Annotated in this window: 15 protein-coding genes; 9 read left to right on the top strand and 6 right to left on the bottom strand. The window is 33.5% G+C overall.

Annotation, left to right across the window (positions count from 1 at the left end):
• Nucleotides 1–157: 157 nt before the first annotated feature.
• The 3 genes from IC221_RS02885 to IC221_RS02895 all read right to left on the bottom strand — a co-directional run bounded on the left by IC221_RS02885 (nt 158) and on the right by IC221_RS02895 (nt 7,316).
• Nucleotides 158–4,768 (bottom strand): T9SS type A sorting domain-containing protein, encoded by a 4,611-nt coding sequence (locus IC221_RS02885; protein WP_188167518.1) that lies wholly within the window; start codon nt 4,766–4,768, stop codon nt 158–160.
• 293 nt (nt 4,769–5,061) lie between these two features.
• Nucleotides 5,062–5,442 carry a hypothetical protein gene (locus tag IC221_RS02890; protein ID WP_188167519.1) on the bottom strand — a complete coding sequence of 127 codons (381 nt, stop codon included), beginning with the start codon at nt 5,440–5,442 and terminating at the stop codon, nt 5,062–5,064.
• Nucleotides 5,443–5,996: 554 nt separating this feature from the next.
• Entirely contained in the window at nt 5,997–7,316 is a 1,320-nt protein-coding gene (locus IC221_RS02895; protein ID WP_188167520.1) for a dihydrolipoamide acetyltransferase family protein, read from the bottom strand.
• A gap of 293 nt (nt 7,317–7,609) precedes the next feature.
• On the opposite strand from IC221_RS02895, the gene IC221_RS02900 reads away from it, so the two are divergent.
• Nucleotides 7,610–8,296 carry a YjjG family noncanonical pyrimidine nucleotidase gene (locus tag IC221_RS02900; protein ID WP_188167521.1) on the top strand — a complete coding sequence of 229 codons (687 nt, stop codon included), beginning with the start codon at nt 7,610–7,612 and terminating at the stop codon, nt 8,294–8,296.
• 185 nt (nt 8,297–8,481) lie between these two features.
• On the opposite strand, the gene IC221_RS02905 is transcribed toward IC221_RS02900, so the two are convergent.
• Nucleotides 8,482–9,687: an aspartate aminotransferase family protein gene (locus IC221_RS02905; RefSeq protein ID WP_188167522.1), complete on the bottom strand. Its 1,206-nt coding sequence runs from the start codon at nt 9,685–9,687 to the stop codon at nt 8,482–8,484.
• 256 nt (nt 9,688–9,943) lie between these two features.
• Between IC221_RS02905 and IC221_RS02910 the strand changes: the two genes are divergently transcribed.
• From IC221_RS02910 to IC221_RS02925, 4 genes are all read left to right on the top strand, one after another.
• Complete coding sequence (locus IC221_RS02910; RefSeq protein WP_188167523.1) at nt 9,944–10,132, top strand: hypothetical protein; 189 nt, start codon at nt 9,944–9,946, stop codon at nt 10,130–10,132.
• Between the two features lie 468 nt (nt 10,133–10,600).
• Nucleotides 10,601–10,765 (top strand): hypothetical protein, encoded by a 165-nt coding sequence (locus IC221_RS02915; protein ID WP_188167524.1) that lies wholly within the window; start codon nt 10,601–10,603, stop codon nt 10,763–10,765.
• 121 nt (nt 10,766–10,886) lie between these two features.
• Nucleotides 10,887–11,468 (top strand): Crp/Fnr family transcriptional regulator, encoded by a 582-nt coding sequence (locus IC221_RS02920; protein ID WP_188167525.1) that lies wholly within the window; start codon nt 10,887–10,889, stop codon nt 11,466–11,468.
• A gap of 65 nt (nt 11,469–11,533) precedes the next feature.
• Nucleotides 11,534–12,385 carry an SDR family oxidoreductase gene (locus IC221_RS02925; RefSeq protein ID WP_188167526.1) on the top strand — a complete coding sequence of 284 codons (852 nt, stop codon included), beginning with the start codon at nt 11,534–11,536 and terminating at the stop codon, nt 12,383–12,385.
• A gap of 575 nt (nt 12,386–12,960) precedes the next feature.
• Here IC221_RS02925 and IC221_RS02930 read toward each other — a convergent pair.
• Nucleotides 12,961–13,152, bottom strand: a complete 192-nt coding sequence (locus IC221_RS02930) for a DUF6132 family protein (protein WP_044203275.1) — start codon at nt 13,150–13,152, stop codon at nt 12,961–12,963.
• A gap of 453 nt (nt 13,153–13,605) precedes the next feature.
• Nucleotides 13,606–15,660: a M13 family metallopeptidase gene (locus IC221_RS02935; protein WP_188167527.1), complete on the bottom strand. Its 2,055-nt coding sequence runs from the start codon at nt 15,658–15,660 to the stop codon at nt 13,606–13,608.
• A gap of 474 nt (nt 15,661–16,134) precedes the next feature.
• Between IC221_RS02935 and IC221_RS02940 the strand changes: the two genes are divergently transcribed.
• From IC221_RS02940 to IC221_RS02955, 4 genes are all read left to right on the top strand, one after another.
• The gene (locus IC221_RS02940) at nt 16,135–17,706 is read left to right on the top strand and encodes a SulP family inorganic anion transporter (protein ID WP_188167528.1); all 1,572 of its coding nucleotides are present in this window, start codon (nt 16,135–16,137) and stop codon (nt 17,704–17,706) included.
• A 573-nt stretch (nt 17,707–18,279) separates the two neighbouring features.
• On the top strand, nt 18,280–19,917 hold the full coding sequence (locus tag IC221_RS02945) for a DUF6377 domain-containing protein (protein ID WP_188167529.1): 1,638 nt from the start codon (nt 18,280–18,282) through the stop codon (nt 19,915–19,917).
• A 200-nt stretch (nt 19,918–20,117) separates the two neighbouring features.
• Nucleotides 20,118–22,259: a glycoside hydrolase family 97 protein gene (locus IC221_RS02950; protein ID WP_188167530.1), complete on the top strand. Its 2,142-nt coding sequence runs from the start codon at nt 20,118–20,120 to the stop codon at nt 22,257–22,259.
• A 454-nt stretch (nt 22,260–22,713) separates the two neighbouring features.
• Complete coding sequence (locus IC221_RS02955) at nt 22,714–23,109, top strand: hypothetical protein (RefSeq protein ID WP_188167531.1); 396 nt, start codon at nt 22,714–22,716, stop codon at nt 23,107–23,109.
• The last annotated feature ends 67 nt before the right edge of the window (nt 23,110–23,176 follow it).

Genomic DNA, 23,176 nt, shown 5'->3' on the forward strand with positions numbered 1-23,176 from the left:
TAAATGATTTAAAACTTGTTAAAGCTCAAGCGGAAAACCATTTTAAAATGGGCTCTTCCCATGAGATCCAAAACGCTTTTTAATTTAAGGCTATGGTAGCAAAACCAAGCGAATTAGGTAAAATGTCCATTGGTACGAATGTTAATTATTCGAAAGCTTAGTTTACAATAATGGATTTCGAAATATTTCCTTTATTGGTATTTATCCTTAAAAAGTACAATCCTTTACTATAACCCCTTACATCTATGATAGAGCTACTGACAGTTTTTATCTTTGCTCCTTGGTTTGTAATCACTTCAACAGATGAAATAACAGTTCCAGAAGGTACCATTATTTTTACAAAATCAGAGGTGGGATTAGGGTAAGCAATGATTTGAGATTCTAATACGATATCATCAATACCTAAAGCTTTCTCTATTATAAAGCTTATATTCAACTCACGTGCTGTATAAGGAGTGCCATCAGAGGTAACACCTTCAGGAGTAGATATTACTAAATCCATCACACCACTTTCTTTGTACTTTAGTTTTAATACATTTATTTCTGCTGATTCAACAGAGGTTGTAATGTTTAGGCCTGGTGCGGTAGTTACTATATCAAATGTATAAGTAGGGTCTACTTCATTAAATGGTATAGATTCTGGAATATTGAAATTAATAACTGGCGAATAGAAATCTGATTTCCTTTCGTGGAGTTCCCATTGAAGGCTGTTATTATTCCACTTTTCAGTAATGTTAGAATTTTTATTTGATCTAACGCCAAGCCAATTATTCAATTGCTCATTCCATGTGTAAGAGTAATTAGTATCCATCTTGTAGGAAGGGACATATTCTTTTTCTTTAGGGTCAAATTTGAAAAAAGACAAAGCGAATTCAACTGATGAGCTCCAACTTTCAACAATCTGAAATTCTTGCCAATTTTGATTTACCCAATATAGCACCTCTTCTTTTCTTAACAGCCCTTTTATATGTGGTTCGTTGAAGTATATATCTTTAATATAGATTATTTTCTTGTAATTATTCCATTCACCATTAATCCCAATTTCTTGTTCTACTTCAGTGAAACCCTCTTCATTTTGATATGTAGTAGTCTTACTTTTTTTGTGCCATTTATTTTCTGCTTTTATCCAACTAAAGTCCTCTTGTATTTCGTAATCAACTGTTGTAGTAGTTATTCGTTTACTGTCAGGTATCCATTCATTATTAAACCAGCGATCAATTTCATAAATACTTTGATTTTTTAAATCAGTATCTTTTGTACGGTAGGTGAAAACCCAACTTTTTGTTGATATATCCCATTCAGTATATTCGGTTTTATCTTCCTTACTAATTATTTTAGATTCTCCTATCCATTCATCATTTGTATCATTCCAAATGTAAGTACCACCATTTTCATATTTTACATCTCCAACCCATTTTTCGAGTTCATTATTCCAGTAATATGTTGAACGGAAGATAAAATAATTTTCTTGATTTAGCTGATGCTCGTATTTGGTGTTTTTTTCAAAAGCTCCGTTTTTGTATACATATTTATAAAAGGAGTGAACCTCAGTTTCTTCAGAATAGAAATGACTGTATTTTATAGTAGGGTCAAATGTCTCTCCATTATAAATATATTGAGTAATTCCTGATTGAACCCCGTTAGCATTTTCATATTCATACTTTTCAATAGGAACCCAACTAGGAGAATCATATGAGCCGTGATTTGAATAATAGGTTCTAGAAGAAAGTTTATTATTTACAGAATCTTCCATAATGAGTAAAGAATTATCTTGTGTAGCATACCCATTAAATCTGTTTTTCAGATTATAAGAGCTTCTAAATGTTTCAAACCAATCATGAATTTCATGAATATCAGTTGAATTATTTGAAATATCCTTATAATCTTTATATGTCTCTTTTAATCTTGAGTTTTGTCTTGAAGAAGAAAAATAGATTTTTCTTTCACTCACTTTTTCTACCTCTTCAGATTCTATAGAGTAGTTAATTTGATATGCAGTTTCTGTTGAGATGAAATTTTCTTTATCATATCTATACTCAGAATATCCCTTTTTATACCAAGAATTAAAGTCATAACCTGAGGAATTATATTTTATTATATCATAACTATTTTTATCGATATAATTATACTCTTTCTTGTAATTGTTTTTCCATTCTCCATTAGTATAGAATTGACTTATAGATTCAATTATATCATTACTTTCATTGTATTTATTGATGGTTTGATAACCACGGGTGTAATCTTCTTTATTCTCATCCCAATCGTATAAATAAGAATTGAATAGCTCATTTCCATTCTCATTGTATGCATATTCTCTTAGTGAAGAATTGAACCACTCTTTGTTTCTGTACTTTTGGTTTAGGTGGTATATTTTTTTACCATTACTGTCATATTTGTAGAGGTCTTGAGTACCTGTTATTGCATTTTCATCATCAAAATTTTGAAGGTATTTTGATGATGACTTTAGCCCTAGATCATCGTAAGAATATTCGTATTTATAATTACCTTTCCAGCTATTTTCAATCCATATGTAGTTATTTATAAAAATGGGTTTTAGAAAAGGCTTATAAGACTCTTGTTCAGTTTTGACACCTGAGGTATAATTGCCCGGGAGTCCATACAAATGTATCTCAAGTGTTTTGTAATAACCTGAAATTGGATATTTATATTCAAATTTATAACTGTTATCGGCATTTGATGGAATAACCCTTTCTTCTAAAATAATTTTTCCTTTATAATCATATTGAAAAATATCTGTTGAATAAGCCTCTGTTGACCAATCATTGCCAAATGGTTTAAACTCTTGTTTTTTTATTATACTACCAAACTCATCGTATTCAATTGATGTATAACCATTTTTTACCCAAGTATCTATTGCTCCTGTATATGTTTTTTTAGAGGTTTCATAACCATCATTATTATAAGTTATGTCAATCCTATTATTAAATTCCCATTGCTTCTCTTCATTATTCCAGTCACTCTCCATCCATATTGAAGCATTATTTTCAGTTACAGTAGTATAGTAGTATTGTTGATAATTAATCCACTCTTCTTGAACAAGATCCCATTTTTGAATAGTTTCTTTAGTCATATTGTCATCAGTGTACTCATAGCTGATTTTATTCTGATAACCTGTACCTTCACGGAAATCTATTTTAGAAATTAATCGTCCTTGGTCATCATAAGCACTAGAATCAATGCTTACTAGCCTCCATTCATTATTACTGCTTCCAGTATAATATTCCATTTTAGTATTATACCCATCGTCATTAAATATGTAAACATATTTATAATTTTTATCCCACTGCTCTTGTACATCATCGTAGCTTTCATTTTCGACTAAAGTTTGAACTCCTTTGTCATAGCCATATGTATTCTTGCTATTGGGGATAAATTTATTCTCTTTTGATGACCAAGTATGTGAAATCTCTGAAATGATTTGGTTATGCTCATTATAGGAGGAGACTGTTTTATATTGACCAACCCAATCCTGTAAAGTTTCATTCCATCTATAGTATTCGTCAAGGATTAGATTTCCATTGTCATCATATTCTTTACTTTTCTTAATATAATTTTGAAGGGAGCCATAATGACCTCTTTTCCAACTTTCTATTATTGAAATTTGACGATCGTAATTGTCTAGTTCGTAATCTTTAGTATTTACGAGAAGCCAATCCGTGATTTGATGATTCCATTGATAATATTTATAAGAGGTTTGAACATTATTTTCATTATGAGTGTACTCATATTTATCAGATCCGAAATATTTTTGAAAATCTTTATTGTATTTATACCTTTCTGTGTACTCATACAATATGTCACTGTCGGTTGGACTGAAAGCATCTGTATATTTGAATTCCCATTTAATATCTTTTTCTAATTGTTGAGTACTAACATCATAATTATAAACTTCTAATATACCTTCTAACTCATTTAACCAAGTATACTCGTATATTGAATAGGTGGAGAATTCACCTTTTCTAGTATCTTTATAGTTAATTGATATCAACTGTCCATCTTCATTATATTCAGACACAGATTCATAATCAATATACCAATTACCTTCTTCATTAATTTCATGTCTTTGATAAGAGATTTGATCATTGTTACTATTAAATGTTCTATATATCTTCTTAGTTGGGATTGAATCCGTTGGTGAAATAATTTGATACCAAATCGTTGAATCAAGTTGAAGTATAATCTCATCATCTACCAGTAACCTTGAACCACTTTTTCCAATCACTTCATCTTGACCTATATCTTCATTTTCTTCCTGCAAAAATTCAAAAGATTCCTGCTCGTCATTTGGAATAGTGATATTGTGTAAAATATGTGCTTTAACCCATTCTTCTCTGTCTGTTAAAAGTTCTTCCTTACCAATTTTTACTTGCTCAATAAATGAACGAGTAAGATGAATTGGTAGTTCAGTTTCAGAAAAAGTGAGTGTACTTTGATTATTAGAGTTTATATCCCCTCTCTGATTGTGAAGATTAATGGAATCAATTCCATATTCTAATTGAAAATGATGCAATTGTTCTTTAGGCAAAAAATCATTCTGATAAGAGGAGATAATTTGATCATGTTTTTCATTAATAATGACCGATTTAATTTTCTCTGCCTTTAAAGCAATTTCTGTTGAGTCTTTTTGAAACCGAATATGGAAATTGTTTTCTTCAAATCCTTTATTTTCTTCTAGAATTTGGTTTGTAGAAATACTTCGATCAGTTTTTAGTTTAGTGGTTTCTTGAGCATAAATGAATTGAGACATTATGAAAAATCCCAAGAATAAAAAGTATTTTAATCTCATAATTAATAAAATAGATTGATACAGCCCTAGTCAATTAGTTTTAAATAGAGTGCTTTTTACTTTAAGTCTGTTTTTGAACACACAAAGTTAATTATAGATTGATGTTTTACAAACGAAAAAATGTATAACAAAAATGATAGAATGTTTATTGTTTTCATTCATAGCTAATCGTAATATTTATACAAAAAAAATGCTGTCGGAAAACTCCAACAGCATTTAATACTAGCTCAATTCAATTAATTATTTTATATCTTTTACTTTACAAGTTTCAATAATTTCTTTTGAACATTTTGGACGTCAAAAGAATCATCGTTCATACCTTTTAAAATGGCTTGTCTGTAGGCTTCCACCGCCATATCTTTAGCACCATTTAGTTTTAGATAATCTCCTTTTAACTCAAAGTTTCTAGCGTTAGGAGACATCTGAATTGCTGTTTCTAACCATACGTAAGCTTCGCTAAGGTTAGTCTTCAACTCTATACATCTTTCAGCTGCATCAGCATACGTTGACCAATTGTCAGCGTTTTCTACTGAAGCTCTTAGTTTCGTAATCTCGTCTTCGTTGTCTGCAAATGTTGTATTTAAAGAAACAAGTGCTACGAAGATAAATGCGAAGAAGTATTTTAAAGTTTTCATAACAGCTATATATTTTAAAGTGCAATTATTTTTTTGTCTTATGCTTAGAATAATACTAATCATGTGCCAAAAGAAGTTAACTCACTGTTATAGAGTTTGTTTGCTGTGGTCTTAGGTGTTTTAAGTGTAAATTTCATACTTAAAATAGTGCTTTTAATGAACAATGTGTTCATAAACGTACGAATTACCCTTTTTGAGACAGAATAATATTCTGAATGTTGATCTAGGTCAATAAAAAAACAGAATAAATGATCATGATCACCATTGTTTTTTATATGATTATTTCGATAAAGTAATAGAGGTGTCTGTTGATTGGTGTTGTTTGTTAGCAGAACTGTAAAAAAAGATCTAATTTTTGAATGAAGTGTAAATTTTAAGCATTTTAATTATTGATATTTTAATTTAATCGATTTTTAGGATAGTTATTTTATGGATTTCGTAAAAGTGTCCGTTTTTGGATATAGCTTTTCAGAGTGGTGTTCATAAATGAAAAAAGAGATGCTTTCTTGATCGAAAACATCTCTTTTGAAAAACTGAAACTTAGAATAATACTACTAAACTTCTTGGTTTAGATCCCAGCCTTCTAATATGTCTGCAACTTTTCTTACCATCATACCTCCAAGAGCACCATCAACTACACGGTGATCATAAGAGTGAGAGAAGTAAGCAAATTGACGAATACCGATTGTATCACCTTGTGGCGTCTCGATAACAGCAGGTTTCTTTCTGATTGTACCTATAGCCATAATAGCCACTTGTGGTTGAAGAATGATAGGCGTGCCTATTGTGTTACCAAATGAACCGATGTTAGATACTGTGTAAGTACCACCTTGTAATTCGTCGGGCTTCAATCTGTTTTCTCTAGCACGGATTGATAAGTCCTGAATCTTAATGGCCAATCCGCTTAAACTATAGCGATCCGCATTTTTGATAACAGGAACAATAAGGTTACCATTTGGCATTGCTACGGCCATACCAATATTGATATCCTTTTTCACTACGATATTACTACCATCCACTTGTACGTTGATCATTGGGAATTCTTTGATCGCCTTGGCAATCGCAGAGATAATGATCGGCATAAAAGTAAGGTTGGCACCTTCTTTCTTCTTGAAGCTTTCCTTGTGTTTGTTTCTCCAAAGCACAACATTCGTTAAGTCAGCTTCCACACAAGAAGTCACGTGAGGAGCAGTGTGTTTAGAGCTTACCATTCTATCGGCAATCATCTTACGCACTCGGTCCATTTCGATCACTTCATCTCCGTTGTCTAATGCAACAGCTGGAGGAGGCGTAACAGCTTTTGGAGCTGGTGCCGGCGCAGAAGTTTGAGCTACAGGAGCCGGAGCCACTGTTTTAGCAGGAGCAGATTGAGGTACTCCATCTTTAATGAATGACAAGATATCATCTTTAGTCACTCTTCCATCTTTTCCAGTACCAGGAATTGAATCTAAAACTTCTTGTGAAATACCTTCCGTCTTCGCAATATTTCTAACTAATGGAGAATAAAATCTATTTCCACTTTTTGCACTAATTTCAGTTGGGAAAGAAGCTGCTTGATTGATATCAGACATAATTGTCTGTGCCACTTCCTCAACATCTTTTAGGGGTTCTTCAGCAGGAGCATCGTCTCCGCCTTCAGTCTCAACAATAGCTATAGGAGAACCAATCTGAACGACATCGTCTTTCTGAACTAAGATTGATTTGATTACACCTTCCACTGTAGCTGGAACTTCTGTATCTACCTTATCAGTAGCTACTTCCACTACAGACTCATCCAATGTAATTGTGTCTCCTTCTTGTTTTAGCCATTCTAAAACTGTGGCTTCCATAACGCCTTCTCCCATTGCAGGAAGAACCATTTCTACTTGTGCCATATATATTTAGTTGATCTTGTGTCTTTCTTGAAAACATTGATTTTGTGCAAAGGTAATAAAAGTGTAGTTAAAAAATTAGTGTTCAAATAACACTAAAAGAAATTTAATTAGGTCATTTTAAATTTCTATTGTTAAAAATTCTTAGAAAACCCTCAAAATTGTCGTTAAACCAAACATTCTGAAATTCATTTCATAGATTAAAATCATCAAATTATTTAAGATATTTAATCGTAAAGTAGAACAAAACTGCATAATTAATGCTTTATTGAAAGTCTACACCTAAATATATAGCAATGAATAAAGAACAGATCAAACATATATTCTTCGATTTAGATCACACCCTTTGGGATTTTGAAAAGAACTCTGAAGAGACCTTAATCGCATTATTTGAAAAATATGAAATAGGAAAACTGGGTACTTCCATAGAAGAGTATTTAGTGGCTTATAAAACCACCAATCACGAATTATGGGCCCTTTATAATTTTGATAAAGTGACGAAAGAAGATATCCGATTGAGAAGATTCCCTATGGTCTTTGAGAAATTAGGTATTGATGTAAAGCACTGCCCACCCAATATCGGAGATGAATATTTAGAAACCTGCCCTACAAAACCTCATCTGATGGAAGGAACGATACCTTTATTAGATGCATTAAAAGAGAAATATACGTTACATATTATCACTAATGGTTTTGATAAAACACAAGCCGTCAAATTATCCTCAACAGGTTTGGGAGAATATTTTGAGGTAATCGTGACTTCAGAATCTTGCGGAGCCAAAAAGCCTTTCCCTGCGATTTTCCAATATGCCTTGGATCAAGCAGGTGCTTCAAAAGAAGAATCAGTAATGATAGGGGATAATCCGGTTACGGATATAAAAGGAGCGAAAGATTTCGGTCTGAAAACGATTTATTTTGGGGAAGAGGAATCAGAGGCAGATGTGGAGGTCAGGAAATTAAATGAAATATTGAATCACCTGTAGGGGCAGACCTGCGTGTCTGCCCGTGTATCAATACGGTTTATCCTCGAGGTATTTATGATTTACCTTTGCATCGTTGGTTCTACCTGCATTTAAACTGTTGGTAAAACCAATGATGTTTTTTTGTGGTTCAGCGGGCAGACACATAGGTCTGCCCCTACGTGCCCACCAAAAAAACACGCGGTTATTTACGAATAATGCACATCAATCGCTTCCAAAATCGTATCACATGCCTTATGAATTTCTTCATCGGTGATGGTCAATGGAGGGGCAATTCTAAAGGCATACGGAGTTGAAAGGAACCAATACGTAATCACACCCTTTTCGATACAAGTAGTGACTACATTATTGACTAACTCAAAACTTTCCATATCGATGGCAAACATCAATCCCTTACGGCGAATTTCTTTTACCGCAGGATGTGACTTTAATCGATCTTCGATGATCTGCCCTTTTCGATCAACGTCTTCAATGATCTTTTCATCCTTTAATATATTAATAACAGCATTCGATGCTGCACAACATACTGGATGACCTCCGAAAGTAGTAATGTGACCTAAGATGGGGTCATGCGATAGTACTTTCATTTTTTCGGCAGAAGAAACAAAACAGCCCATGGCCATTCCGCCAGCCATTCCTTTGGCGATCGTTAAAATATCAGGAACAACACCAAAATGTTCGAAGGCAAAGAATTTACCCGTTCGACCAAAGCCCGTTTGAATCTCATCAAAAATCAGTTGAGCACCCACTTCCGTACATCGATCACGAAGTGCTTGCATGTATTCTATATCAGGAATACGCACGCCGGCATCACCTTGGATAGGTTCCACGATCACACCCGCCGTTTTCTCTGTGATATATTGTAGGTCTTCTTTTACATTAAAATTGATAAAGCGAACATCCGGTAATAGCGGACGGAATGCATTTTTCTTTACTTCATTTCCGGAAACACTCAATGAACCGTGTGTATTGCCATGGTAAGATCTATTGAAACTCACTAACTCCGTTCTACCTGTATATCTCTTGGCTAACTTCAATGCCGCTTCATTGGCCTCCGTTCCCGAATTGACAAAATAAGTGCTATTCAATTGATCCGGTAATACAGATAAAAGACTTTTGGTCAATTCGATCTGAGGTTTCTGCACCATCTCGCCGTACACCATCACAAATAAGTATTTATCTACTTGTTCCTTGATCGCTTCAATCAATTTTGGGTGACCATGCCCAAGATTGTTGACCGCAATCCCCGAAATCAAGTCCATATACGATTTCCCTTCTTTATCATATAAATAAACACCCTTGGCGTAATCTACTTCTATCCCTAATGGATAAGGTGACGTCTGTGCTTGATGTTCAAAGAATATATCTTTATTCGATTTATTTGAAATATCCATGTAATTCTATTTTTCACAAAGATACACAACAGTGTAAATGCTTGAAACTAAATAGTTCTAAACGATAAATATTTGATTTAACTGCGAAAAGTCGATTTTCAGCCACTTTGGTCTTTTTACGGAAGTGTTTGGTCTTTTGGAAGAAATCGGAGTAGGTGAAAAGGCGTTTTAATATACTGTAACTACTTTACAATTCACTTAAAAAGAGAAAGTTACTACAAATTATTATTGTCTACATTAAAACAAATTTACTATTATGAAAAAGTTTATTTTGCCTGCAGTTTTAGCGATATTTATGTTCTCATGTTCAGAAAGTAACGATATTGAGCCAATTCCTGAAAATCCCATTTATGAGGAAGTAGATCCAGGGTTTGATAATCCAAATGATGTTGACCCAGGTTTTGATAATCCAGGTGACGATGTTGATCCGGGTTTTGATAACTAGTATAAATATTAAATGTAATTCATAAGTACTAAGCCAAAAATAAATCATAGTTAATTCTAATTTATTTTTTGTGAGTACAACGCTAAAAAACGTATAAATAGTGGTTCTATTTAAAGTTTTTTGAAGGCAGTAATCGCAAAACAATAAATGGAATTAGTGGTATATAATTTTGTCTTGGTACTTATATAAAAATATATAGCTTAGAAGAGCAATGATAAAGAGGATTTATTGTTGCTCTTTTTTTATTCTTAAAAAATACATTATCAATTCTTAATGATAAATCAGGACCTAACTGTTAGAAAATAATCTACCTGCAACTTTGGTCTTTTTTGGGAACACTTTGGTTTTATAATGGAAATCGAAGTGTGTGAAAAGGCGTTTTAATATACTGTAACTACTTTATAATACACTTAAAAAGAGAAAGTTACTACAAATTATTATTGTCTACATTAAAACAAATATACTATTATGAAAAAGTTTATTCTATCTGCAGTTTTAGCAATGTTTATGTTCTCTTGTTCTGAAAGTAATGATCCAGAACCAATAACGCCAGAGCACCCAATTTATGAAGAGGTAGATCCAGGTTTTGGTGTTCCAGTTCCTGATAATCCAATTGAAGAGGATAACAATTAATCTGTAAAACAGATATCGGTTATATAATTTATAAGAGCAATGATAAAGAGATTTATTGTTGCTCTTTTTTGTATTTAATAATGGATGTACCTTAATGCTGTAATGGATTTTATTATAAGATATGGAACAACTATTAAAACAATTAGAAGCATATACTTCACTCACTGAATCAGAACAAAAAGTTTTAGAAGATGCACTTTTTAAAAGAAATTACTCTAAAAATGAAATGATCTTTACAGAGGGTAAGATCTCCGATGAGATTTATTTTGTGACAAAAGGATGTGTAAGGCTCTTTTATAATGTTGATGGTAATGATAAAACAGCCTTCTTCTATACCGAAGGACAGTTTATTTGTGCTGGAGAAAGCTATACTTATAATGTTCCTGCTATAGAAAACTATCAAGCATTAGAGGAAACTGAGATTTATGTTTTCACAAAAACAATGATTGAAAATTTAATAGGAGGTTTTCCTAAACTGGAAATTATTGCCAGGGTGGCCACTGAAAATGAATTGATCACTTATCAAAAAGTATTAGCTTCTTTTATTACAAAAACAGCAGAAGAAAGGTATCAAGATCTATTAAAAACAAAAGGTGATTTAGTACAAAGAGTACCTCAACAATACATCGCCTCTTTTTTGGGTGTTTCGCCGGAAACATTAAGTAGAATCAAAGCAAGAATTTACAAAAAAGAGCATTCTTGACGATCGTCAAGAGCATTCATTTATCCCATGATTACCTTTGAAATATCACAAAATCAAAGAGAATCATGAATGTATTAGTAGCAGGAGCGACTGGGTACTTAGGACAGTATTTGGTAAAAGAGCTTCAAAAAAGAGGATTTAATGTTAGAGTTTTAATCCGAAAGGAAAGTCAAAAGGAAATGTTCAATGGGGTTGAGGATTTTTTTATTGGTGAAGTGACAAAACCTGAAACCTTAAAGGGTATTACAGAGAATATTGATTGGGTATTTTCGGCTATTGGCATTACTCGTCAGAAAGATGGTATGACATATATGGATGTAGATTTCCAGGGAAATATGAACTTATTAGAAGAGGCAAAGCAATCTAAAGTGAAGTCTTTTTTATATGTTTCGGCAATCGGAGGGGATCAGTTGCGTCATTTAAAAATCTTTGAGGCAAAAGAAAAATTTGTGGATGCCTTAAAAGTTTCTGGATTAGATTACACAGTCATGCGACCCAATGGCTTCTTCTCTGATATGACGGATTTCTTAGATATGGCCAAAAATGGAACAGTGTATTTATTTGGAAATGGAGAGTACAAACTAAACCCAATTCATGGTGAAGATCTGGCAAAAGTTTGTGTTGATAAAATAAGTACCTCTGAGTCAGAAGTAGTAGTTGGAGGACCTGATATTTTTACTCAAAATGAACTATCTGCTTTAGCTTTGGAAGCTTGGGATAAGAAAGTAAAAATTGTTCATATTCCTGATTGGGTAAGGAAAGTGATCATTTCAAGCCTAAGAATATTGACTTCTTCTAAGGTTTATGGTCCCCTAGAGTTTTTCCTTACATTGATGGCTTTTGATAATATTGCGGATCAATATGGGAGACATCATTTAGAGGAATTTTTCAATCAAAAAGTCAAAGAAAACGTTTAAATTTCACTTCAAAAAAGAGCTCTTTTTATCCGTCTTTAAAACTATATTCTAAACTACTAAAAATACAATATTGCAACTTATTATATTGTATTACTTATTTAAATGTATTGTGATGTGAGCGGAATATTCTACTTTCAATGAAGTGTGTTTTATTTTATCAAAAATTTCAAAAGACCACTACTTATATGAACAGTCGGTTCGAAATGCCTATTTGGCAAATATAGAACCTACAGTAAAAGCCGATACGATCTATTCTAATATTAAAAATGGGAAAGGTATTTTTACATTTTTAGCAAATGATACTATTAATATAAACTATTCGGTGAAGGATCTAAAAAATCATACTGTGATACATAATTAGGTTTAATTGCATCCACAGCTGTCATTTCCATTTCCACAGCAACTTTTTGAAGATTTGCAGCCAACTTTCATTACTCCCATCACAATACTAAGAAAAGCTCCGATTACTATGCCTACAATATCATTATCCATTAATGATGGGATGAGAATGGCAATGCCCAATACTAACCATAGTATCCTTGTGATAGGCCAATTGTGTTTCAAAGATTCAATATTCATTTTTCCTTTTTAAAAAAATCAGTAATTAATACTCCCATCACACTTCCATATAATGTGCTGTTGATGGGCTGAGAAGTGATAGCGCAAGTACCGGTTATACATCCAATTTGACTATAATAAAGATAACCTAAAACTGCACCGACTACTAAGCCGATCAAGTGAAATTTGTATGCTTGAAGTAATTTCATGTTGTTTTATTTTCTGTAAAGTTACGTTTTTGAATGGCAAATTATGTAACATGTGTTACGTAAGTCTTAAGTTAAAAGTTTTTGTTGATAAGAAATGAGATCTAAACCTTGAATAAGTGGTACAAGGTTGTTAATAAATGCAAGTAATTATTATCTATCAGTTTTTAATCAGTTTTTGATAGGGTGATGTGATCAATGTTATTACCTTTGTAAAGTAGTCAAGATAGTAGTAAGCAAATGTCTTTAATCCATTAAATTAAAGCATTGCGTAGTTTATTTCTATTGAAGATAGATATAGATTACAAACAATTAAAAATGAGGAAATGCAGCCCGCAATTTGTGGGCTGTTTTTTTTATATAAAAAATTAGGAAAGCAAGACTAATCTTACTTTCCTAAAATAGAGTTATTGATTAATGAGTAATGTAAAACACATTATTCATAATCTAAGATATTTACCAAACTTTAGCTCTTTCAGCTGGGGCAACATACATAGAATCACCTTCTACAATGTTGAATGCCGTATAGAAAGGATCAAAGTCCGATAAAGGACCAACAGCTCTGTATTGACCTGGAGAGTGAGGGTCTGTTTGAATCTGCGTTCTTAGCGCCTCTTCTCTAGATTTTGTTCTCCAGATAGTAGCCCATGAAAGGAAGAAACGTTGTTCAGGAGTGAAACCATCAATGTTACCTGGCTTTTCAGGTAATAATGATAAATAACGTTGTAAACCGTCATACGCTACAGCAACACCACCAAGGTCAGCAATGTTTTCTCCCAATGTTAACTCACCGTTGATATGTAAACCTTCAATTGGCTCATAACCATTGTATTGTTGAATTACCATTTCCGCTTTTCCTTTGAAAGCAGTATCATCGTTTTCAGTCCACCAGTCTTTCATTTCACCATGTGCATCAAAACGACGTCCTGAATCATCAAAACCGTGAGAAATTTCGTGACCAATAACAGCTCCAATACCACCGTAGTTTACAGCTTCATCTGCTTGGTAGTTATAGAAAGGAGGCTGTAAGATAGCGGCAGGGAATACAATCTCATTGTATAATGGATGGTAGTAAGCATTTACTGTTTGAGGAGTCATACCCCATTTAGTTTTGTCAACTGGTTTACCGTATTCCTTCATGTTTTTCACAAATTCTAATTTGCTACTGTTCACGATATTTTGGAAGTAAGTATCTTTTGAAACTTCAAGATCCTCATACGTTTCCCACTTGTCAGGGTAGCCAATTTTCACATTGAACGCCTCTAATTTAACAAGTGCTTTTTCTTTTGTTTCTGGAGTCATCCAATCCACTCCCTTAATACGCTTTGCAAAAGCTTCTTTGATATTCGCTACCATTTTATCTGCTTTTTGCTTTGCTTCCTCAGGGAATACCTCTTGAACATAAAGTTTACCCACTGCAAAACCAACAAGACCGTTTGTTGTACCTAATACACGCTTCCAACGAGGACGGTTTTCTTCTAAACCTCTCATTTTCTTACCGTAGAAGTCGAAACTTTCATCAACAAATTGACTACTTAAATAAGGAGCAGCTTCGTGAACTAGATGCCATTTTAAATACAATTGGATAGTTTCCAATGATGTATTCTTAATCATATTATCCAACTCTTCAAAGTAAGGAGGGTGGGTAACAATCACATTTTCAGTAGCAACATCAATATCTTTTAAGTACTGCGTCCAGTCAATAGTCTTACAGATTTTTTGAAGATCCGCTACTGTATAAGGGTTATACATTCTTCGAGGATCTCTTGCTTCAACTGGTGTAAGGTTGAATTCCGCTAAAGTATTTTCGAACTCAAATACTTGTTGTGCTGCCTTTTCTGCATTAGGAATAGTCAATAAGTCAAACATGTTAGCAATATGTTGTACATATTGTTCTCTTGTTGCTTGTGATGCAGAATCTTGTTTTGTATAATAATCTTTGTTAGGAAGACCTAGACCACTATAACCAATATAGAAAGATTGGATTTCACTGTTTTTTAAGTCTTGGAATACGCTTGGTCCAAAAATAACACCTGTTTGTGATTTGTGTAATTCCGTCAAGACTGCTTGAAGTCCCTCTTTAGATTTCAATCCATCGACAAGTGCCATGTATGGAGCAAGAGGTTGAGCACCCAATTTCTCAATTGTAGTAGAGTCCATACCACTTTTGTAAACATAAACAGCTTTCATTTCGTCACTGCCTTCATTTAGTTTACCTGAAGCGATAGCATTGTTTAGTACATCAAGTGTTGCTTTTTCATTGCGCTCACGTAATTCATCAAAGCTACCCCATCTTCCTCTGTCAGCAGGAATAGTCGCTTTTTTCATCCAACCACCGTTGGCATAAGTGTAGAAGTTTTGACCTGGTTTGATAGAAGTGTCCATGTTCGAAAGGTCAAGTGCTTTTTCAGCTGTTACTTCGTCTTTAGCAGTTTGATTACCACAAGAAGTATACAACAAAGAACTCACACCTAGCGTGACACTAAGAGCTTTTGTTAATAGAGTTTTCATTCTAATGATTTATATTTCAATGTTTGTTTAGCAAATGTATAATAAAATTTTATACGAAAAAGCTTAAAAACTAATACTGATAAACTATTTGTTTAAACAAATACATGAAAAAGTCGTATTTTTTGATAATATTGTTAAACAACACATATGTTTCTTCAACCAATAAACATTTGTATATAAATTGATTAAGTACTAAGTCAGAAATATCTCATAGTTAATTCTTATTTATTTTTTGTCGCAGTGCTTAAGTAACAGGATAAAGATGATCGGTTGTTTTAGATTTTATTTTTGAGCCGAATCATGAGTATTGAGAAGCACAACTATTCACTATAACCAAATAAAAAGGTAGGTACGAAACTTTAAGACGAAATAGCACAACTTTCTCCTGTTAATATTAGGTAGGTAGGCAAAATACTCGCTAAAAACGACGGATATTTTTGATCTGCCTGTTTTCACAATCCTTATACTAACATTATGAATCAATCATCAAATTTTTTTTCAAACTTAAGGTATGACCTTCCTGCAAGTATAGTGGTGTTCCTAGTTGCTATGCCGTTGTGTTTAGGGATTGCCTTGGCTTCAGGAGCTCCTCTTTTTTCAGGAATTATTGCCGGTATTGTTGGAGGTATCATTGTTTCATTGATAAGTGGCTCCTCATTGGGTGTAAGTGGTCCAGCAGCTGGTTTAGCCGTGATTGTTCTCAATGCGATTCACGATCTAGGTACATTCGAGACTTTTTTGTTGGCAGTAGTTTTTGCTGGTGTTTTTCAAATCATTTTGGGCTTACTCAAAGCTGGCGTCATTGGTTATTATTTTCCTTCTTCAGTAATCAAAGGGATGTTGAGTGGTATTGGTTTGATTATTTTCTTAAAACAGATACCACACGCTTTGGGATATGATGAAGATCCCGAAGGAGATTTCTCTTTCTTCCAAGTTGATGGGCATAACACTTTCAGTGAATTGTTTTATATGTTTGAGGCCATCACTCCAGGAGCAGTGATTATATCCATTGTCTCTCTCACAATTTTAATACTATGGGAAAGACCGATCATCAAAAAAACAGTATTGGCTAGAGTACCCGGTCCACTGATTGCCGTTGGTTTAGGAGTGGTTTTGAATGTGCTTTTCGATGATATTCCAGTATTGGATATTGAAAAAGAACATTTAGTAGCATTACCTGTAGCTGAAAGTTTAACAGATTTCTTTGGGCAGTTTACCACACCAGATTTTTCTCAATTAGCCAATACCCAAGTTTATATTGTAGCACTGACCCTCGCCATCGTTGGAAGTTTAGAAACACTACTTTCCGTAGAAGCGACAGATAAGCTGGATCCACAAAAAAGAGTTACACCAACCAATCGTGAATTAATCGCTCAAGGAACAGGTAATATTGTTTCAGGATTAATAGGAGGACTTCCAATCACTCAAGTAATTGTTCGAAGTTCGGCAAATATTCAAACAGGTGGTAGAACTAAAGCATCCGCCTTTCTACACGGTATTTTCTTATTGATTTGTGTGATGGGCATTCCAAAGATTTTAAACCTTATTCCTTTGGCTTGTTTGGCTTCTATACTTTTGGTGATTGGTTATAAGTTGACCAATCCTAAGCAATTTATAGAGCTCTATAGAAAGGATTTTTCTCTCTTCTTACCTTTTGTAGTGACGGTAGTCGGTATTGTCTTTACAGATTTATTGAAGGGGATCGGGCTAGGTATGGTGGTCGGCATCATTCATATATTATGGAATAACTTTAAAATCCCGTATCACTTGAATCCAAATTATTTGAATAGTGAAGAACCTATTCATATACAATTAGCAGAAGATGTAAGCTTCTTGAATAAAGCCAGTATTCTTAGAACTTTAAAGAATATGCCTAATGATAGCACAGTGATTATTGATGCCACAAAGAACCATTCTATGCATCCCGATGTCATGGAAATCATTGAAGACTTTAAGAAAAATGCACTCACTAGGAGTATAAAAGTGAAATTAATCGGCTTCGAAGATCAAAATAACTCTCATGAGACTAGAGAAGAAATCCATTAATTCATTTTTACTTCACTAAACACTAAAAAAAAGTACTGTTTTTAAATGATAATCGATCTTTTTTTTAGATGATAAAAGTGTGTTTATTTATCAATAGGGGCTATTGGTAGTGTTTATTTATAAAGTGGCACCTGAATAAACGTAAGTAGAACGATTAAAGTAAATTTAATGCTTAAGATTGTAATGTCTTGTAAATATGAAAATGAATAAATCAAATTAAGATAACTATTAGTAGGTGTAAAACTACTTTAAATAGTTATATCAATTCATTTTATTATTCGGTTAATTAGACACATTGTATTAACCGAACTTCCCTGGAAATATGAAAATGAAAATGGTTATAGATTGCTTCTCATAATTATTGTTTTGAATAATTATCTAGAAGCAGAACAGAACAGATACTTGGTAAAAAGAATGTAGAACAATGAAAAATTGTTAGAGGAAAAAAAGAGATCTCATAGGTCTCTTTTTTTGTGGATAAGTATTTAATTTGAAGTAAATATTTTACTGGTTTAGTTATTTTACCTTGATAATTGGATTAACTTTAGTCAGGTCATTGAATAAATTTACAATATGCGTTTAGCACAACTCCTTTTTGGAATACTGATTTTGTGTTCGTCATTTTCTTTAAAAACAGATGACGATCAACTGTTAAATAGGTTGGATGAATTGTTGGAACAGAGAGAATCTTATTTTGAGAAAAGAAAAAGTGATATAAGAACTATAAATCAACTATTAGTAATAGAAAAAGATCCAGTCAGAGAATACGAGTTAATTAAAAGAATTACCCAAAAATACCTTCCTTATAATGCAGATTCGGCACTTCTTTACTCAAGAAGAGGAGTCAGATTGGCATCCACTTTTAAAAATGAAAATACAACGATTGAATCTAATTTATTATTAGCCCAAGCGTATATTTTGGTAGGTTTATACCATGAGTCGGTGGCCATTTTAGATCAATATGAAGGTGTAGAATTACCTCCTCAGTTTCAAGCATATTTTTATTCCATCAATGCCGTCTTGTACAATACATTATCTTCTTTAAGAATTACGTCTTCTATCAGGATGAAATACAGACATAAATGGGAAGGGTATGAGCGAAATTTGATGGATGCACTGCCAGAAAACGATTTGGGACATCATTTAGCAAAGGCGGAATTATACAAAGAAATTGGGCGTTTAGATGAAGCGATTACCATTTTAGAAAATATTTTAGAGGGAGTGAAAATAGAAGATAGAGTGTACGCTTCAACTGCATATACTTTAGCAGACGCCTATGGTCGAAAAGGTTTAATTGATAAAAAGATCGATTTTCTCACATTATCATCTCAATCTGATATTCTAAATGGTGTAAAAGAACATACTTCTTTAAGGGAATTAGCTTTGGAACTTTATAAAAACAATGAATTGAGCAGGGCTTATCATTATATTAAAGTGGCCTTGGATGATGCAGTGGAGAGTAATGCACAGTTAAGAAGGGCAGAAGTACTAGAGATTTTACCTTTGATAGATCATTCTTATCAAGAAAATAGAGAAAAAGTCAGAAAGTACATCATGATTTTTTCTACGATAGTCTGCGTTTTACTGATTATTTTAATCTTTGGGATGATTTTTATCCAAAAACAAAAGAAAGAATTAGAAGCATCTAATACTCAGGTAAAAGAGACGAATCAATTGTTGAGTCAGTTAAATGATGAGCTGAAAAATAGTAAACAAGAGGTTGAAAATGCGAACAAGCAGTTGATGAGTGTCAATAATATTCAAGAGGAATCGATCGCAAGATATTTAAAACTATGCTCTACTTATATTGGGAAGTTAGATGATTACAGAAAACAACTTTTACGAAAAGGAAATAAATCGAATAAAGAAGATCTTTTGACCATCTTAAAGTCAAAAGAAATCGTTGATCAAGAGTTGAAGATCTTTTATAAAGATTTTGACCAGTCTTTCTTGAAACTCTACCCAAATTTTGTAGAAAGCTATAATGATCTTATGATTGAAGGTGCGCAAATTACTTTGAAGAAGAATGAATTATTAAATACAGAATTGAGAGTTTTTGCGTTAGTAAGATTAGGAATAGAAGAAAGCACCCAAATTGCTGAATTTTTGAGGTACTCAATAACTACTATTTATAACTACAGAACAAAAGCACGTAATAACGCAAAGGCAGGAAGAGAAAACTTTGAAAAATTATTAATGAATATTCATTAAAACTCATGAGATCTTTGCTCTCTTAACATAAATCTTGAAAAAGTATCACTACTTTTTAAGTGTTTTTAATTGTGTTTAAAGTGTTGTTTTTTAGTTATTTAGTTGTTTTATTGAACTACTTTTTAACAACTTCTACTTCTCTGGGTGTAAAACATACACTAAGTTTGTGTCATCGAAATGAAAAAAATAATCACACAGTTATGAGAACATATTTATTAGCAATCTTAATTACAGTATTTGCCTTTCAGGTAAATGCACAATCTCTCCAATCGCCTAGCGGCAATTTCACATTGAAATTTGATGTGAATGGAGAAGGTACTCCTACTTATGCATTGGATCTAGACGGTGAAGCTATCATCAAAGAAAGTAAGTTAGGTCTTCAATTAAAAGATTCAGAAGATTTAATCAAAGGCTTTAAAGTAGTAGATACGAAAGAGTCTTCAGCTGATGAAACTTGGGAGCCAGTATGGGGCGAATCAAAAGAAATCAGAAACCACTTCAATGAATTATTAGTGACTTTAAACCAAAAATCAACAGACAGAACAATGATGATTCGTTTTCGTCTTTTTGATGATGGTTTAGGTTTCAGATATGAATTCCCTGCACAAAAGAACTTAGTGTACTTCGTTATTGAAGAAGAAAGAACACAGTTTGCAATGACAGGTGACCACAAAGCATGGTGGATTCCTGGTGACTACGACACACAAGAGTATGATTACATGACTTCTAAATTATCTGAAATTAGAGGTTTAATGGACAAAGCATATACAGGTAACGTTTCTCAGCAAGGTTTCTCGCAAACAGGTGTACAAACTGCTTTAATGATGAAATCAGACAACGGTACTTACATCAACCTTCACGAAGCTGCTTTAGTAGAGTACTCATGTATGCACTTGGATTTAGATGACAAAAACTTTGTATTTGAATCTCACTTAACACCAGATGCTCAAGGTGTAAAAGGTTACATGCAAGCACCTCGTCCTACGCCTTGGAGAACAGTTATCGCTTCAAAAAATGCAGGTGATATCTTATTATCAAAAATCACTTTGAACTTGAACGAGCCATGTGCTATCGAAGACGTATCATGGATCAAGCCAGTAAAATACATGGGTGTATGGTGGGAAATGATTACAGGTATGAGCTCATGGGCTTACACTGATGACGTACCTTCAGTACACTTAGGAGTAACAGACTACTCTAAAACAAAGCCTAACGGTAAGCACGCCGCAAATACTGAAAACGTAAAAAGATATATTGACTTCGCTTCAGAGCACGGATTTGATGCTTTATTAGTAGAAGGATGGAACGAAGGATGGGAAGACTGGTTCGGTAAGTCTAAAGACTATGTTTTCGATTTTGTAACTCCTTACCCTGACTTTGATGTGGATGAAGTTCGTGAATATGCGAAATCTAAGAACATCAAAATGATGATGCACCACGAAACTTCTGGTTCAGTAAGAAACTACGAGCGTCACATGGACAAAGCCTACCAATTTATGGCTGACAACGGTTACAATTCTGTAAAGTCAGGTTATGTAGGCCCAATCTTACCAAGAGGTGATCACCACTACTCACAGTGGATCAACAACCACTACTTATATGCAGTGAAGAAAGCGGCAGATTACAAAATCATGGTGAACGCTCATGAAGCAGTTCGTCCTACAGGTTTAAGCAGAACTTACCCTAACTTGATCGGTAACGAATCAGCAAGAGGTACTGAATACGAAGCATTTGTTGGTAACAACGTTGATCACACTACAATCCTTCCTTTCACAAGATTGATTGGTGGTCCAATGGATTACACTCCAGGTATCTTCGTAACAGACATCAGCGAGTACGATCCAAGCAGAACTTCTTATGTAAGAACTACAATTGCTCGTCAGTTAGCATTATACGTGACAATGTACTCTCCATTACAAATGGCGGCAGACTTGCCACAACACTACGAGAAGTTCATGGATGCATTCCAATTCATCAAAGATGTTGCTATTGATTGGGATGAGACATTGGTATTAGAAGCTGAGCCAGGTGACTATGTGACTTACGCTCGTAAGGAAAAAGGTGCTGACAACTGGTATGTTGGTAAAACAAACGACGAAACACCTCGTACTTCTACAATCAAATTCGATTTCTTAACAGAAGGTAAAAAATACATCGCAACAGTATACGCTGATGCTAAGGATGCTCACTATAAAGACAATCCTCAAGCATACGAAATCAAGAAATACGTTGTGACAAGCAAATCTAAATTAGCTCAATTTACTGCTCCAGGTGGTGGTTATGCAATCAGCATTGTTGAAGCAAAAGACAAATCAGAGTTAAAAGGATTAAAGAAATTATAATCTGAAAATTTGATTAATAGAAAAATCATCCTGCTCTTCCTTTTGGAATACCAAAGGTCGTGGCTGGAGATTTATTTCGAAACGTAAAGTAGAAATTTAACCTAGCTGCATTTTGTAGCTAGGTTATTTTTTTATCCCTATTTTCTTGAGACCTAGTCAGAAATTGATCGAGTTTTGAAAAAAACTTCAAGTAACCAAAGATATTTACCAAATAATCTACTGATGATGTAACATTTTATTTATGTAACATTACACTTTTCTAAAAATGAACAATAAAATGTGCCATTTCAGGAAATTACGTTCGTTAACGAACATTAGTAATTAGTGTGGTAGTAGGATTTTGATGTGTAAGTGTTTGAATTTAAGTGATTTGTGATTTTGTGGCACAAAGATGGAATCTTGTTAGAGTGTAAAACAAAACGTAATCATTACAAAAATTTAAAATTATACTCTTATGAAAAAGTTATTTATCTCTTTAGTTATCACATTATCTTCAGTAGTTTCATTTGCTTCAAACCTTGAAATCACAAATGAATCCAATACCTCTAAATTATCAGAAATGGTCGCTAAAGCAGAAGCAAACGATTGGGAAACTTATACTAAAGCAGCACTATTATCAATCAACTGGAATGCAGATTTAGCATTAGCGAAAGAGTGGATTGATACAGCGATCTCAATCGACGAGAATGCAAAGAACTTAGAAGTACTAGGTGACTATTATGTACGTTTAGGACAAACAGATAAAGCGTTAGCAACTTATATGAAGGCTCTTTCAACAGATACTGTTAATATTGAAAAAGCGAACAGAGACAGTCTTCAAAGAAAAATTATGCTTTACGGTAGAAAGTAATATTGAAACAACAGTGTTTTCACCATTAGTTAGGGAAAACACATTAAGATAAATGCTATTATAAATG

Origin of the sequence: Flammeovirga sp. EKP202, assembly GCF_014534745.1 — a bacterium.
GTDB lineage: Bacteria > Bacteroidota > Bacteroidia > Cytophagales > Flammeovirgaceae > Flammeovirga.

Excerpts from the sequence above, each read along its gene's own strand:
- IC221_RS02935 (WP_188167527.1), bottom strand. The coding sequence starts at position 15,660 with ATGAAAACTCTATTAACAAAAGCTCTTAGTGTCACGCTAGGTGTGAGT.
- IC221_RS02930 (WP_044203275.1), bottom strand. The coding sequence starts at position 13,152 with ATGAAATTACTTCAAGCATACAAATTTCACTTGATCGGCTTAGTAGTC.
- IC221_RS02955 (WP_188167531.1), top strand. The coding sequence starts at position 22,714 with ATGAAAAAGTTATTTATCTCTTTAGTTATCACATTATCTTCAGTAGTT.
- IC221_RS02885 (WP_188167518.1), bottom strand. The coding sequence starts at position 4,768 with ATGTCTCAATTCATTTATGCTCAAGAAACCACTAAACTAAAAACTGAT.
- IC221_RS02950 (WP_188167530.1), top strand. The coding sequence starts at position 20,118 with ATGAGAACATATTTATTAGCAATCTTAATTACAGTATTTGCCTTTCAG.
- IC221_RS02925 (WP_188167526.1), top strand. The coding sequence starts at position 11,534 with ATGAATGTATTAGTAGCAGGAGCGACTGGGTACTTAGGACAGTATTTG.
- IC221_RS02900 (WP_188167521.1), top strand. The coding sequence starts at position 7,610 with ATGAATAAAGAACAGATCAAACATATATTCTTCGATTTAGATCACACC.
- IC221_RS02920 (WP_188167525.1), top strand. The coding sequence starts at position 10,887 with ATGGAACAACTATTAAAACAATTAGAAGCATATACTTCACTCACTGAA.
- IC221_RS02915 (WP_188167524.1), top strand. The coding sequence starts at position 10,601 with ATGAAAAAGTTTATTCTATCTGCAGTTTTAGCAATGTTTATGTTCTCT.
- IC221_RS02905 (WP_188167522.1), bottom strand. The coding sequence starts at position 9,687 with ATGGATATTTCAAATAAATCGAATAAAGATATATTCTTTGAACATCAA.
- IC221_RS02910 (WP_188167523.1), top strand. The coding sequence starts at position 9,944 with ATGAAAAAGTTTATTTTGCCTGCAGTTTTAGCGATATTTATGTTCTCA.
- IC221_RS02895 (WP_188167520.1), bottom strand. The coding sequence starts at position 7,316 with ATGGCACAAGTAGAAATGGTTCTTCCTGCAATGGGAGAAGGCGTTATG.
- IC221_RS02940 (WP_188167528.1), top strand. The coding sequence starts at position 16,135 with ATGAATCAATCATCAAATTTTTTTTCAAACTTAAGGTATGACCTTCCT.
- IC221_RS02890 (WP_188167519.1), bottom strand. The coding sequence starts at position 5,442 with ATGAAAACTTTAAAATACTTCTTCGCATTTATCTTCGTAGCACTTGTT.
- IC221_RS02945 (WP_188167529.1), top strand. The coding sequence starts at position 18,280 with ATGCGTTTAGCACAACTCCTTTTTGGAATACTGATTTTGTGTTCGTCA.